Origin of the sequence: Caballeronia sp. LZ024, from assembly GCF_031451455.1 — a bacterium.
In the GTDB taxonomy this organism is placed as follows: domain Bacteria; phylum Pseudomonadota; class Gammaproteobacteria; order Burkholderiales; family Burkholderiaceae; genus Caballeronia; species Caballeronia telluris.
Window position 1 is genome coordinate 2819964 of the sequence record NZ_JARUXL010000001.1, and the last position, 13358, is coordinate 2833321.

General features: G+C 64.4%; 11 protein-coding genes. 1 reads left to right on the forward strand and 10 read right to left on the reverse strand.

Features of this window, described 5'->3' with window-relative positions; genetic code table 11:
• From QCE48_RS12665 to QCE48_RS12710, 10 genes are all read right to left on the reverse strand, one after another.
• Positions 1 to 2358: ESPR-type extended signal peptide-containing protein (locus tag QCE48_RS12665; RefSeq protein ID WP_309794163.1), on the reverse strand; the 2358-nt coding region annotated here is incomplete at its 3' end.
• A gap of 1002 nt (positions 2359 to 3360) precedes the next feature.
• Positions 3361 to 3777, reverse strand: coding sequence for a CopD family protein (locus QCE48_RS12670; protein WP_309787450.1), 417 nt, complete (start codon positions 3775 to 3777; stop codon positions 3361 to 3363).
• 15 nt (positions 3778 to 3792) lie between these two features.
• A complete protein-coding gene (locus QCE48_RS12675; protein WP_309787449.1) occupies positions 3793 to 5064 on the reverse strand; it encodes a glutamate-5-semialdehyde dehydrogenase in 1272 nt (423 codons plus the stop codon).
• A 133-nt stretch (positions 5065 to 5197) separates the two neighbouring features.
• Positions 5198 to 6283: a DNA polymerase III subunit delta gene (gene holA, locus QCE48_RS12680; RefSeq protein WP_309787448.1), complete on the reverse strand. Its 1086-nt coding sequence runs from the start codon at positions 6281 to 6283 to the stop codon at positions 5198 to 5200.
• A gap of 16 nt (positions 6284 to 6299) precedes the next feature.
• The gene (gene lptE, locus QCE48_RS12685) at positions 6300 to 6878 is read right to left on the reverse strand and encodes an LPS assembly lipoprotein LptE (RefSeq protein ID WP_309788331.1); all 579 of its coding nucleotides are present in this window, start codon (positions 6876 to 6878) and stop codon (positions 6300 to 6302) included.
• A 66-nt stretch (positions 6879 to 6944) separates the two neighbouring features.
• Complete coding sequence (gene leuS / locus QCE48_RS12690; protein ID WP_309787447.1) at positions 6945 to 9539, reverse strand: leucine--tRNA ligase; 2595 nt, start codon at positions 9537 to 9539, stop codon at positions 6945 to 6947.
• Between the two features lie 230 nt (positions 9540 to 9769).
• Positions 9770 to 10198, reverse strand: a complete 429-nt coding sequence (locus QCE48_RS12695) for a biopolymer transporter ExbD (protein ID WP_309787445.1) — start codon at positions 10196 to 10198, stop codon at positions 9770 to 9772.
• A 5-nt stretch (positions 10199 to 10203) separates the two neighbouring features.
• A complete protein-coding gene (locus QCE48_RS12700) occupies positions 10204 to 10881 on the reverse strand; it encodes a MotA/TolQ/ExbB proton channel family protein (RefSeq protein WP_309787444.1) in 678 nt (225 codons plus the stop codon).
• A gap of 17 nt (positions 10882 to 10898) precedes the next feature.
• The gene (dapB, locus tag QCE48_RS12705) at positions 10899 to 11696 is read right to left on the reverse strand and encodes a 4-hydroxy-tetrahydrodipicolinate reductase (protein WP_309787442.1); all 798 of its coding nucleotides are present in this window, start codon (positions 11694 to 11696) and stop codon (positions 10899 to 10901) included.
• A 173-nt stretch (positions 11697 to 11869) separates the two neighbouring features.
• Positions 11870 to 12700, reverse strand: coding sequence for an outer membrane protein assembly factor BamE (locus QCE48_RS12710; RefSeq protein WP_309787441.1), 831 nt, complete (start codon positions 12698 to 12700; stop codon positions 11870 to 11872).
• 188 nt (positions 12701 to 12888) lie between these two features.
• On the opposite strand from QCE48_RS12710, the gene fur reads away from it, so the two are divergent.
• Complete coding sequence (gene fur, locus QCE48_RS12715) at positions 12889 to 13317, forward strand: ferric iron uptake transcriptional regulator (protein WP_309787440.1); 429 nt, start codon at positions 12889 to 12891, stop codon at positions 13315 to 13317.
• The last annotated feature ends 41 nt before the right edge of the window (positions 13318 to 13358 follow it).

The window sequence follows — 13358 nt, forward strand, 5'->3', positions numbered from 1 at the left end:
CGTTCCTGCCGCGACGTTGTGGATTTGCGTGCCGTTCGAACCGCCCAGCGTGACCGAATCCTTCGATGCGTCGTCATAGGCCACGAACGAGTTGGTCGGAGTGCCATCGCTGCCGACCTTCAAACCAGCCTTCGTCAACTGGTCGAGATTCACCGCGTCCTGGTCCGCCGTTCCTGCCGCGACGTTGTGGATCTGCGTGCCGTTCGAACCGCCCAGCGTGACCGAAGCCTTCGACAGATCGTCATAGGCCACGAACGAGTTGGTCGGGGTGCCGTCGCTGTCCGTCGTCAGACCCGCGTCCTTCAACTGCTTCAGGTTGACCGCATCCGCGTCGACCTTGCCCGCTGCAACGTTGGTCAGCGTGACCGGCGTCGTCGAATCCGTGCCGCCCAGCGTGACCATGTCATGCGCCGGCGTGTCGTACTGCACCGAGTTTTCGCCAGGGGCTGCGGCCGCTGCCAGCGCCGTGTCGACGTCGTAATACTTCTTTCCGCCGATCACAAACGTCGGTGTGCTGATCTTGCCGTCCGCACCGACCCCGGCACCGCCGCCGAACGCCTTCGCGGTCGTCGATGCGGTGTTGTAGAGCTGCGAGCCATTGATCGCGTCCGTGCTGCTCGCCGAGATCGTGCCCGGTGCGACATTGACGATCTTCCGTTCCGCTCCGCTTGCACCCACCGAAACTACGTTGCTCTGGCTGCCATCACTGTTGGCGCCGAGAACCACGCTGTTCGTACCGGCCGCTTTCACATTGCTGCCGAACACGAAGGTGTTCGAAGCGCTGACAGTATTGCTTCCACCGATCGAAGCGGAGTTCGTGACACCTTGACCGGCCTTGCCAACCAGCGAGCCATTACCCAACACGATCGACGACGTGCCAGCCGAAGTCGAGTTGTTACCGATCACATACGTGCTGTCGCCGATCGACGTGGCATTCAGACCGACCGCGACCGCACCGTTCGCACCGGAAGCGGAGTTAGTGCCGACCGCGATGCCGTCGGCAGAGCCAGTAAGAACGGTCGCCGTATTTCCAAGCGCGAGACCGCGGGCCGACAGCGTCGTGGCCTTGACGCCGAACGCCGACGAATTGGCGCCGGTGGTCGCCACCTGAACACCTACGCCAACCGAGCCGACACCGGCCGTGGTAACGTTCTGACCCATCGCGACGGCGCCATTCGCGTCCGCGTGCGTGTTGATGCCGGCTGCGAAGGCATCCGTGCCGAGTGCGCTGATGGTGAACGCGGCGGACAGAGGACCCGCCTTGACCCATTTCGAGTCACCCACTGCGGTCGTCAACTGCTGGACGTTCACGGCGTCGGAGGGCGCCGTACCGGTTGCGACGTTGGTGATCTTGACCGGCGCCGACGTGCCCACACCGCCGAGCGTAATGGTGTTCTTCGCACCACTGTCATAGGCCACGAACGCGTTGGTGATGTTGCCGCTCGCATCCGTCGTCATGCCGAGCGTTTTGAGCTGGCTCACGTTGACCGCGTCGGTGTTCTGCGTGCCGGCGCTGACATTGACGAGCTGCCGGGTCATGGTGTCGTTGCCGACCGAAACCGAGTTTACACGGGTTGCAGTCGAAGCAGAGCCGAGAGCCATCGCGTTATCGGCGCTCGCTGTCGCATTGGTGCCCATTGCGAGACTGTTGGCGCCCGTACTCGCCGCCTGATAACCAACGGCGGTAGAATTATCGCCAGAACCGTTCGCTTTGTAACCAATGACGACAGCATTAGTGCCAGTCGCGGTAGAGAGCGCGCCCACCGCCATCGAAAACACGCCGGTGCTAGTTGCCATGTTACCGAACGCGAACGTACCTGAGCCATCTGCAACCGCGCGGGCGCCAACAGCCGTGGCCGCCTCATCAAAGTCTAGAAAGCCAGTACTCGGATTCACTGCGCCGGTCGCCGTGCCGCTCGCCTTGGCAGCGGCACCAAGTGAAAGGTCACCAACGCCGTTCGCGACTCCGCCGTTGATAGCGGTCGCATAAAAACTCAGTGCCTTGGCGAAGTAACCAACGGCGAGGCTGCCGCCGCCCGCAGCCGTCGCCTTTCCGCCAAATGCCTGAGAGTCCGCGCCGGATGCAGTGGACGACGGGCCGACCGCCACCGAGGCCTGACCAGAGGCAAGTGCGTTACTGCCAATGGCGGTTGGCCCCCCCCAAGGATCGCTTCCGCCGGTGGCAGTGCCGCCGTCCAGCCCACCTGCGTGCGCTCCACCCGCCGCCCCGATGCCCAGCAGCGCCACGGCAGCCAGCGCTTTCCGCTTGCTGGACTTGCCGCGACCGGACGCTAGTTCGGAAACCGCGACCCATGAGCCTGTCGACTCATTCCATACGGACTTGTATGTCTTATTCATACCTTGAACACCTTAAATGATAAAAAATCGACTAATAGTTGACGCAGAGTTCGTCATTCTTTTTTAGGACTGCTTACTCTCCCCCAACAGATCGTCCCGTCTGCGATGTCTTCTATAGGTCTACTCCAGCGCTATGGCGCCAGCGGGCAGAAATAGAGACCGCTCCGTTGCGAACGTTGGCGAACTATAGTTTTTGTGAGGCGCTGGCTTAAGGCGAAAACTCTTAAATGCGTACCGGAGATCCACCGTCCGGTTGATCGGTAGTGTTCGCAGTGGAAGCCGCGCTGTTCGGAGACCAGCGTCAACACCTGAAGTCAGGGCATAAGGCGTTCGTCATGCGCTGCCTTTCGCCTCGGTTCCTTCTGCGATGCCGTGTTGCTTTTTTACTTATCCTTGTCGCCAAATAGCAACGGCACTCCTAAACGATTAGGATAATTCTCACGAAAGTCTGCTTTTGGTTCGACGCTTACATGGAAAGCGCGCAAAGCGCCGATCGGGCGGTATCGGTGAAAGCGCTTGCGGTTTGAATCGTCGAAGGAAGAGATTGGCTGTGCTACGCGGAGGCGTGCGTGATGCAGGACGGCCATGTGCAAGCGGATATGTCACTGCGACCGCATGCTGCGATAAGCACCGTCGCAGACCTGTTGGATATTCAGCTATTCGAACTTATACCGCTTTGCTCATGCGTCAATTACGCACGGCTGACGATAACGCCCGATTTTGGAGAATTGCATTCGAATGCATTCACGCCTCGCGCCCCCGAACGCTTGCGCGATGTGAAACCGGGGACGCGTGACCGTGGCGATAGCTGCGCGGACACATCCGGCCGTCGATGTGACAAAAAGGCACAGCTGGCCTGACGACGCGTTCGTCGATGCGTCCGTCGACCCAGCGATGACGGGCTGCAAGTGTGGCGAAGCGCCTAAAGTTGGCTGACCGGCAGCAAAGGCGGGACATGTGCCAGTCAGAAGGGTGTGCGAGCCTTGCCGGCCGAACCGGCCGTCAGAAAGGCTTGATGACCACCAGCAAGGTTGCGCCGAGCAGCCCCAGCACGGGCAATTCGTTGAACATCCGATACCACTTGTCCGAGCGCGTGTTCTCGCCGCGCTGGAACGTGCGCAGCAGCCGGCCGCAATACGCGTGATAAACAATCAGCAACGCGACGATGGTCAGCTTCGCGTGCAGCCAGCCCTGCCCCTGGCCGATGCCGACCACGAGCCACAGCCACAGCCCGCACGCGAGCGCGGGCACGGCGATGAAAGTCATGAAGCGAAACAGTTTGCGCGCCATCAGCAAGAGCCGCGCGGTGGCGGCTGCGTCGCTCTCCATCGCGAGGTTCACGAAAATGCGCGGAAGATAGAACAGCCCCGCGAACCACGAGGCCACCAGCACGATATGCAGCGATTTGATCCAGAGCATCGAGGCAATGCCTTCTTATTGGCGCACTTCGCCGTGGCCGAGGACCACGTACTTGAGCGATGTCAGTCCTTCGAGCCCCACCGGTCCGCGCGCGTGCAGCTTGTCGTTCGAGATGCCGATTTCGGCGCCCAGGCCGAACTCGAAGCCGTCGGCGAAACGGGTCGATGCGTTCACCATCACGCTCGCCGAATCCACTTCGCGCAGGAAGCGCATCGCGCGGTCGTGGTCTTCGGTGAGAATCGCGTCGGTGTGATGCGAGCCGTGTTCGTTGATGTGGTCGATGGCGTCGTCGAGATTTCCGACCACTTTCACCGCCAGCACCGGCGCGAGATATTCGGTGCGCCAGTCTTCCTCCGTCGCCTCGACGAGACCGCCGATCTGCGCCGCTTCCAGCACGGCGCGCGCGCCCGGATCGACGCGCAGCTCGACTTCCTTCGCCTGGAACATGCGCGCGAGCGCGGGCAGCGCCTCGTTCGCGATGCCGCGCGCGACGAGCAGCGTCTCCATCGTGTTGCAGGTGCCGTAGCGATGCGTCTTCGCGTTTTCGCAGACGGCGAGCGTCTTTGCGAGATCGGCGCGGTCGTCGACATAGACGTGGCAGATGCCGTCGAGATGCTTGATCATCGGCACGCGCGCTTCTTCCATCAGCCGCGCGATGAGGCTCTTGCCGCCGCGCGGCACGATCACGTCGACGTAATCGGTCATCGTGATGAGCTTGCCGACCGCCGCGCGATCCGCCGTCTCGACGACCTGCACGGCATCCTGCGGCAATCCGGCGGCCGCGAGCCCTTCGCCGATCAGCTTCGTGAGCGCGGTGTTGCATTCGAGCGCCTCGGAGCCGCCGCGCAGGATCGCCGCGTTGCCGGACTTCAGGCACAGCGCGGCGGCGTCGATGGTCACGTTCGGCCGCGATTCGTAGATGATGCCGATCACGCCGAGCGGCACGCGCATCTGGCCGACCTGGATGCCGGTCGGGCGGAACTTGAGGCCGCTGATTTCGCCGATCGGGTCCGCAAGCGACGCCACCTGGCGCAGGCCTTCGACCATCGTGTTCAGCGCGCGGTCGGACAGTGTGAGGCGGTCGATGAACGCGGCGTCGTGGCCCTTGTCGCGCGCGCGGGCCAGATCGCGGGCGTTCGCTTCTTTCAGCGCGGCGCGTTCGCGTTCGATCGCCTTCGCGACCGCTTCGAGCGCCGCATTGCGCGCGGACGTCGTGGCGCGCGCCATCGCGCGGGACGCGGCGCGCGCGCGGCGGCCAAGGTCGGTCATGTATTCGTCGATGTTCATCGTGGGTCTCTTGCTGTTGCTCGTCGCCGGTCTGCGAGGCGCGCTGAACACGAGCGCGCCGGATGCGGCGGGAACCGAATGCGCCCGCAGAAAAAGGGACGCCCAATAACCTGATTCTAAGCCGATGTGCGTTTCAGCGACGAGGTCGGCCGGGCGCGGGCGCCGGGTTTCCGGAATGCGCGACCGTCATCGCGAGTTCGAACATGCCGTCCCACGGATTCGGCGGCGGCTCGCTGCCCGGCTTGCCGGTGCTGCCGGACAGGCCTTTGACCTGCCGGTCGAGCTTCGCCGCAAGCGTGAGCGCCTTTTCCAGCGCGTTTTCGGTGACACGGGAAAGCGCCGGGCCGATCAGCCGTTCGCGCGGACCCCACACGCGGTTTTCGCGCAGGAGCGTCGCGAGCGGCTTGCCCGCCGCGACGCCGCGCTTGATGCGCAACAGCGTGCGCACTTCCTCGACGAGCGCCCACAGCACCAGCACGGCCGCTTCGCCCTCTCCCTTCAGACCGTCGAGCATGCGCGCGAGACGGCCGACGTCGCCCGTCAGCATCGCCTCGTTGAGCTTGAAGACGTCGTAGCGCGCGACGTTGAGCACGGCGTCGTGAATCTGCTCGAAGGTCAGCACGCCCTCGGGATAGAGCAGCCCGAGCTTCTGGATTTCCTGATGCGCCGCGAGCAGATTGCCCTCGACCCGTTCCGCGATGAACGTCAACGCGCGCCGCCCTTCCTCGCCGGGCGCGACGCGCTGTCCCTGTTGCGAAAGACGCTGGTTGACCCACATCGGCAGTTGAGCGCGCTCGACCGGGTCGATCTTCAGCGCGACGCCCGTACCGGTGATCGCGGTGAACCATGCGGCTTTCTGCGTCGCGGAGTCGAGGCGCGGCAGCGTGATGAGCGTGAGGACGTCGGGGTTGTCGGCGGCGGCGATGGCCTTGAGCGCTTCCGCGCCTTCCTTGCCGGGCTTGCCGGAAGGAATGCGCAACTCGACCAGCTGACGGTCGCCGAACAGCGACATCGACTGGCTCGCGCCGAGGAGGCTGCTCCAGTCGAAATAGCGCTCGACCGTGAACACCGAGCGATCGGTGAACCCGCCCGCGCGCGCGGCCGCGCGGATGCGGTCGCACGCTTCCTGCGCGAGCAGGTGCTCGTCGCCGTAGACGACGTACAGGCCCTTGAGACCCTTGGCGAGATGCGCGTCGAGCGCGTCGAGTTTGATTTGCATGCCAGGCGCGCTTCGCTCAGAGCGGCGGCGTCGGTAGCGGCGCGCGCGGTGCGATGGCCGGCGTCTGCTCGCTCGGCGCGGGATGCAGCGACCGCACGACGGCGAGCCGGCGCGTCAACTGATCGACCGCATCGTTCTGCATGTCGCGATAGAGCAGATCCGCTTCCTGCTGCTTCGCGAGCGCGTATTGCGTGCTGTAGGTCATCGCCCGGTTGAGCGCGATCACGCTCTGCGGGATCAGCACGGTGCCGTCCGCGCCGGTCAGCGAATAGTTCAGCGAATACACCAGCTCGTATTCCTGCACGACGCCCTGCGAGTTCAGGCTCAGCGTGCGCTGCCCGCGTCCCTCGCCGAGCGACAGGATCGCCTCCGGCTTTTCCGACGGCCTGACGACCACGGTGTCGCTGCCGCCCTGCACCATGCGTTCGAGGCGCGCGACCATCTGCGGCGCGCCGCCGCTGATCGCGAGGCGCTTGAAGACGTAGTCCTGCTGCCCGCGCAACTGGAAGCCGCACGCGGACAACGCGAGCGCGCCGCCCACGAGCGACAGGAACGCGCGCCTGCTGACACCGGACTGCGCGTGCGTCCCGGACAAACGATCGCACGCCTTCCCTTCGACGACTTTCCGGCTCACATACACTCCCATGTTTTTCGTTGCGGCTCAGACGACGACGTTGACGAGGCGCCCCGGCACCACGACGACCTTCTTCGGCGCGCGGCCTTCCGAGAACTTCGCGAACATTTCGTGTTCTACGGCCGCCTTTTCGATGGCTTCGCGCGGCGCGTCCTTCGCGACCGTGAGCGAGCCGCGGACCTTGCCGTTCACCTGCAGCACGAGTTCGATTTCGGCCTGTTCGAGCGCGGCTTCGTCGACTTTCGGCCAGGGCGCGTCGAGCAGGTCGCCGAATTCCTTCGCGTAGCCGAGTTCCGACCACAGCTGGAACGTGAGGTGCGGCACGACCGGATACAGCACGCGCAACAGCACGCCGAACGCCTCGTTGAGCACGCCCGCGCTCGCGTTCTTCGCACCTTCGACGGCGTTCAGCATCTTCATCGCCGCCGACACGACCGTGTTGTACTGCAGCCGGCCATAGTCGAAGTCGGCCTGCTTGAGCACGCTGTAGATTTCGCGGCGCAGCGCGCGCTCGGCGTCGGTGAGCGTCGACGCATCGAGCTTCGCGTGCTGCCTGAGCGCATCCGCCTGGGCATGCGCGTATTGCCACACGCGACGCAGAAAGCGGCTCGCGCCCTCGACGCCCGTGCCCGACCATTCGAGCGACTGCTCCGGCGGCGCGGCGAACATCACGAACAGACGCGCGGTATCGGCGCCGTATTGATCGATCAGCGTTTGCGGATCGACCCCGTTGTTCTTCGACTTCGACATCTTCTCGACGCCGCCGAGCACGACCGGCTGGCCGTCCGCGATCAGCACGGCGCCGGTCGGCCGGCCCTTGTCGTCGTGCGACACGGTGACGTCGAGCGGGTTGTACCAGGTCTTCTTGCCCGCCGCGTCTTCGCGATAGTAGGTTTCGTTCAGCACCATGCCCTGCGTGAGCAGGTTTTTCGCGGGTTCGCCGAACTTGACGAGGCCCATGTCGCGCATGACCTTCGTCCAAAAACGCGAATACAAGAGGTGAAGAATCGCGTGCTCGATGCCGCCGATGTACTGATCCATCGGCATCCAGTAATCGGTGCGCTCGTCGACCATCGACTTGGCGTCGGGCGCGGCGTAGCGCGAGAAGTACCACGACGAATCGACGAAGGTGTCCATCGTGTCGGTTTCGCGCTTCGCCGCCGCGCCGCACTTCGGGCACGCGCAGTTCACGAACGCTTCCGACTTCGCGAGCGGATTGCCCGTGCCGTCCGGCACGAGGTCTTCCGGCAGCACGACGGGCAGGTCCTTCTCCGGCACCGGCACGTCGCCGCAGCTCGGGCAATGGATGATCGGGATCGGCGTGCCCCAGTAGCGCTGGCGCGAAATGCCCCAGTCGCGCAGACGCCACGTCACCTGCTTGTCGCCGAAACCGGCCGACTTCAGGTCGGCGGCGATCGCGTCGATGGCTTCTTCCGACGTGAGGCCGTCGTACTTGCCGCTATTGACGAGGCGGCCGCCGGTCTTGTCGGCATACCACTCTTGCCACGCGTCGGTCGAGTAGTCCTTGCCTTCCATCGCGACGACCTGCTTGATCGGCAGATCGTATTTCTTCGCGAACGCGAAGTCGCGTTCGTCGTGCGCCGGCACGCCCATCACCGCGCCTTCGCCGTAGCTCATCAGCACGTAGTTGCCGATCCACACTTCGACCTGTTGCTGCGTCAGCGGATGCGTGACGAAGAAGCCGGTCGCCATACCCTTCTTTTCCATTGTCGCCATGTCCGCTTCGGCGACGCCGCCGCGCTTGCATTCGTCGATGAACGGCTGCAGCGCGGGATTGTCGCGCGCGAGGCGCGTGGCGAGCGGATGTTCGGCGGCGATCGCGGCGAAAGTGACGCCCATGATCGTGTCGGCACGCGTGGTGAACACGCGCAGGAGCTTCGCTTCGCCGTCGATTTCATACGGGAAGCCGAAGTTCACGCCGAAGCTCTTGCCGATCCAGTTCTGCTGCATCACCTTCACGCGCTCGGGCCAGCCGAGACCTTCGAGGTCGTCGAGCAGTTGATCCGCGTAATCGGTGATGCGCATGTAGTACATCGGAATTTCGCGCTTTTCGACGAGCGCGCCCGAGCGCCAGCCGCGCCCGTCGATGACCTGCTCGTTCGCGAGCACGGTCTGGTCGACCGGGTCCCAGTTCACCGTGCCGGTTTTCTTGTACGCGATGCCCTTTTCCAGCATCTTCAGGAACAGCCACTGGTTCCACTTGTAGTAATCGGGCGAGCAGGTGGCGATTTCGCGCGACCAGTCGATCGCGAGGCCCATCGACTGCATCTGCTTCTTCATGTACGCGATGTTGTCGTACGTCCACTTGGCGGGCGGCACGCCGTTCGCCATCGCGGCGTTCTCGGCGGGCATCCCGAACGCGTCCCAACCCATCGGCATCAGCGTGTTGTGACCGTTCATCCGCAGATAGCGGTACATCACGTCGTTGATCGTGTAATTGCGCACGTGGCCCATGTGCAGCTTGCCCGACGGATACGGCAGCATCGAGACGCAGTAGAACTTGGGCTTGGTCGTGGATTCAGTCGACCGGTAGACGTCCTTCGCGCGCCAGTCGCTTTGTGCGGCGGATTCGACGTCGGCGGGTACGTATTTATCGTGCATGGTGTGGTTGGCTGTTCGGCTGATGCTGGAATCTGGCCCGGCCCCGCTCGCTGTGGCGCGTGACAGGGAAATCGGCTTGTTGGCTTGAGTCTACGGTCGTGACGGACGCGCCGATCAGGCAAAGGGCGATTATACCGTTCGGCGACGCGCCCTTGGCGGCGGGTCCGGCGGCCCGGCCAGCGCGGTTTGACGGGGCTTTCGCGGGCTTTGGCAGACTGCCCGCGCTCGGCCTAGCGAGCCTGCACGCCCTTCGGCTGGGTGACGAAACCGATCTTGTCGAGCCCCGCCTGCTGCGCGGCGCTCATCACCTGCGCGATGACGTCGTAGCGCGTTGCCGCCGACGCCCGCAGATGAATTTCCGGCGGCGTCGCGCGCTTGCCTTCGGCCGCGAAGCGCGTGCGCATCTGGTCGAGCGTTACCGGCTGGTCGTTCCAATAGAGCTTGCCGGCGTCGTCGATGGAAAGCGTGATGGTGTCCGGCGTCTCGCGCACGGCTTGCGACGAGACCTTCGGCAATTCGAGCCGGATCGCGTGCGTGAAAAGCGGCGCCGTGATGATGAAGATCACGAGCAGAACGAGCATGACGTCGATGAGCGGCGTCATGTTGATGTCGGCCATCGGCGAGCCGTTCGGTTTTTTTTCGAGTCCGCCGAAGGCCATCGCCGTTACGCCTTGTCGGCGCGGACGCCGCCGCAGAGATAGGCGTGCAGGTCGTGCGCGAAGCCGTCGAGTTCCTCCGAGACCTGCCGCACGTAGCGCCCGAGCACGTTGTACGCGAGCACCGCCGGAATCGCGACGACGAGGCCGAACGCCGTCATGATGAGCGCCTCGCCGACCGGCCCGGCGACGTTTTCGATCATCGCCTGCCCGCTCGCCGCGATGCTGTTGAGCGCGTGATAGATGCCCCAGACCGTGCCGAGCAGCCCGACGAACGGCGCCGTACTGCCGACCGACGCGAGCAGCACCTGTCCGAATTCGAGCCGCCGCTGCGAGTTGAGCAGCGCCTGACGCAGCGCGCGCAGCACGCGCTCGCTGCGCTCGACGCGCGCGAGCAGCGCGCCCGGCACTTCCGCCTCCGACGCATGCCACGCCGCTTCCGCGAGCGGCAGATAGACGCGCTCGCGATCGGTCGCGCGCAATTGGTCGATGCCGTCCGCGAGCGTCGCGGCCTGCCAGAAGCGTTTCAAAGCGCGCGGACCCTGGCGCTTCGCGCGCGAGAGCACCCACGCCTTGACGATCAGAAAACACCAGCTCGCCACCGACATCGCGAGCAGCACGATCGCGACGCCGCGCGTGATGCCGTCGCCGCTTTGCAGATAGTGGATAACGCCCGTGGCCGCCATCGTCAGCTAGGGAACGCTCAGCGCAGGCCGAGCACGTCCTGCATGTCGAAGAAACCGGCGTCGCGGCCGGCGAGGAAGCGCGCGGCGCGCAGCGCGCCCTGCGCATACGAGAGGCGGCTCGCCGACTTGTGCGTGATCTCGATGCGCTCGCCGATGCCCGCGAAGAGCACCGTATGATCGCCGACGATATCGCCGCCGCGGATCGCGGAAAAACCGATAGTCGACGGATCGCGTTCGCCGGTTACGCCTTCGCGGCCGTAGACCGCGCAGTCCTTCAGGTCGCGCCCGAGCGCGCCCGCGATCACTTCGCCCATCGCGAGCGCCGTGCCGGACGGCGCATCGACCTTGTGGCGGTGATGCGCCTCGATAATCTCGATGTCGTAGCCTTCGGCGAACTGCTTGGCGGCGAATTCGAGCAACTTCATCGTCACGTTCACGCCGACGCTCATGTTCGGCGCAAACACCACGCCGATCTGCTCGCCCGCCGCGCGCAGTTGCGCTTTTTGCGCGTCGTCGAAACCGGTCGTGCCGACGATCATCTTGACGTTATGCCGCAGCGCCGCTTCCAGATGCGCGATCGTGCCTTCGGGCCGCGTGAAGTCGATCAGGAAATCGGCGTCGGCGAACACGCGCTCGATGTCGTCGGTGAGCACGACGCCTGTCGTCTTGCCCAGGAACGCGCCCGCGTCCTGGCCGAGCTGCGGCGCGCCGGTACGGTCGAGCGCGCCGGCCAGTTTGGCGTCGGCATCGTTGAGAACGGTTTCGATCAGCATCCGGCCCATGCGGCCCGATGCGCCGGCGATGGCGATTTTCATGGCGTGTCTGCGGTGACTGGGTTGAGACGTGCGTCCGGACCCGGGTGAAACGTGCGACGAAACCCGTCTGGTCTGTCGCGCGCCGGATTCAGACGAGAGACAGCGGGACCACGCCCGCCGTTCCCGAATGACCTGCTCATTGAAGCGCTTTATGACGTGTGCTGCGACCTGCGTCAGTTGCTCGGCGCGCCCTGCTGCGGCACGTAGAACTGCGTCTGCCCGGCGGCGTTCGCGGACGCCGGCGCCGGCGACGAACCCTGCGGACCGACCGCGCTGCTGTCCGGAATGTTGACCGGCTGCGGCTGGCGTTTCAACTGGATTTGCGAATTGCCGGCCGTGGTGGCCGCCGCGCCCGGCGCGCCGCCTGCCGTCTGCGGCACGCTCGCCCGCGCCGACGACTGCGTGCGGCCGGTCGGCGACTGCACCTGGCTTGTCGCGCGGTTGGCGGCCTGCGCGGCCTGCTGGTTCGGGTCGCCCGCGAATGCCGCCGACGCGTCAGGCTGGATCGACGGCTGCTCGGCCGACGGCGCGGTGACGGCAGCCGTCGTGCCCGACGCCGCGGAAGCCGCGACCACCGGCGCGGCCGGGATCGACGCCTTCGCGAGCTTGACGCCCTTGTCGCCGTCGATTTCGGCGAGCAATTCGAGGTTCGAAGGCAGATTCTCGCCGCCCGACCAGCTCACGACGCGATCGCTCGTGAAGTTGACGATGAAGTCGCGCTGCTGCACGACCGACGTGGACCCGCGCTTGAAATAGAACACATAGTCCCAGCGGTCCGAGTGGAACATGTCGGTGAGCAGCGGCGTGCCAAGCAGCGCCTTCACCTGATCGCGCGACATGCCCACCTGCATCTGGCTCGCCGCTTCCTGCGAAACGAAATTGCCCTGCACGACAGTGATTCGATACGGCGTGATGCTTTGTGCAATCCGCTGCGTGACGCTGTCGTAGGTGGAACATCCGGCCAGCGCGGTGGCTAGTACGGCAGCGATCAAGGTTCCCCGCATACGACGGCTCTCCAGGCAATTCGACAAAGATTTTGGCAACATTTCACCTTTCATTTCACCCTGCGTGCGAGGCGTTTTCAGACCACGCTGATTGCTTCCACCGCGGTTCGACTTCGCACGAAGATGACCGAAACGGTAAAAACGCATTACTATGAGAACCTTGAATTGTACTCTAGGGATGCCTAGCCATGACCAATCCCGCCGATCTCAAAAATATCGGGCTCAAGGCGACCCTGCCCCGCCTCAAGATTCTGGAAATTTTTCAGCATAGTCCGGTGCGCCACCTGACGGCCGAAGACGTGTATCGCAACCTGATCCATGAGGAACTCGACATCGGGCTCGCGACGGTTTATCGCGTGCTCACGCAGTTCGAGCAGGCCGGGTTGCTTTCGCGCAGCAATTTCGAATCGGGCAAGGCCGTCTTCGAACTGAACGAAGGGTCGCATCACGATCACCTCGTGTGTATCGACTGCGGACGCGTCGAGGAATTTTTCGACGGCGAAATCGAAAGCCGCCAGCAGGCGATTGCGAAGGACCGCGGTTTCAAGCTGCACGAGCACGCACTCGCGCTTTATGGCGCGTGCACGAAGGAGAATTGCCCGCATCGCAAGCACTGAAGTGCTTGCCTGAAACGGAACCGCCGCCCATCGGCAATGAT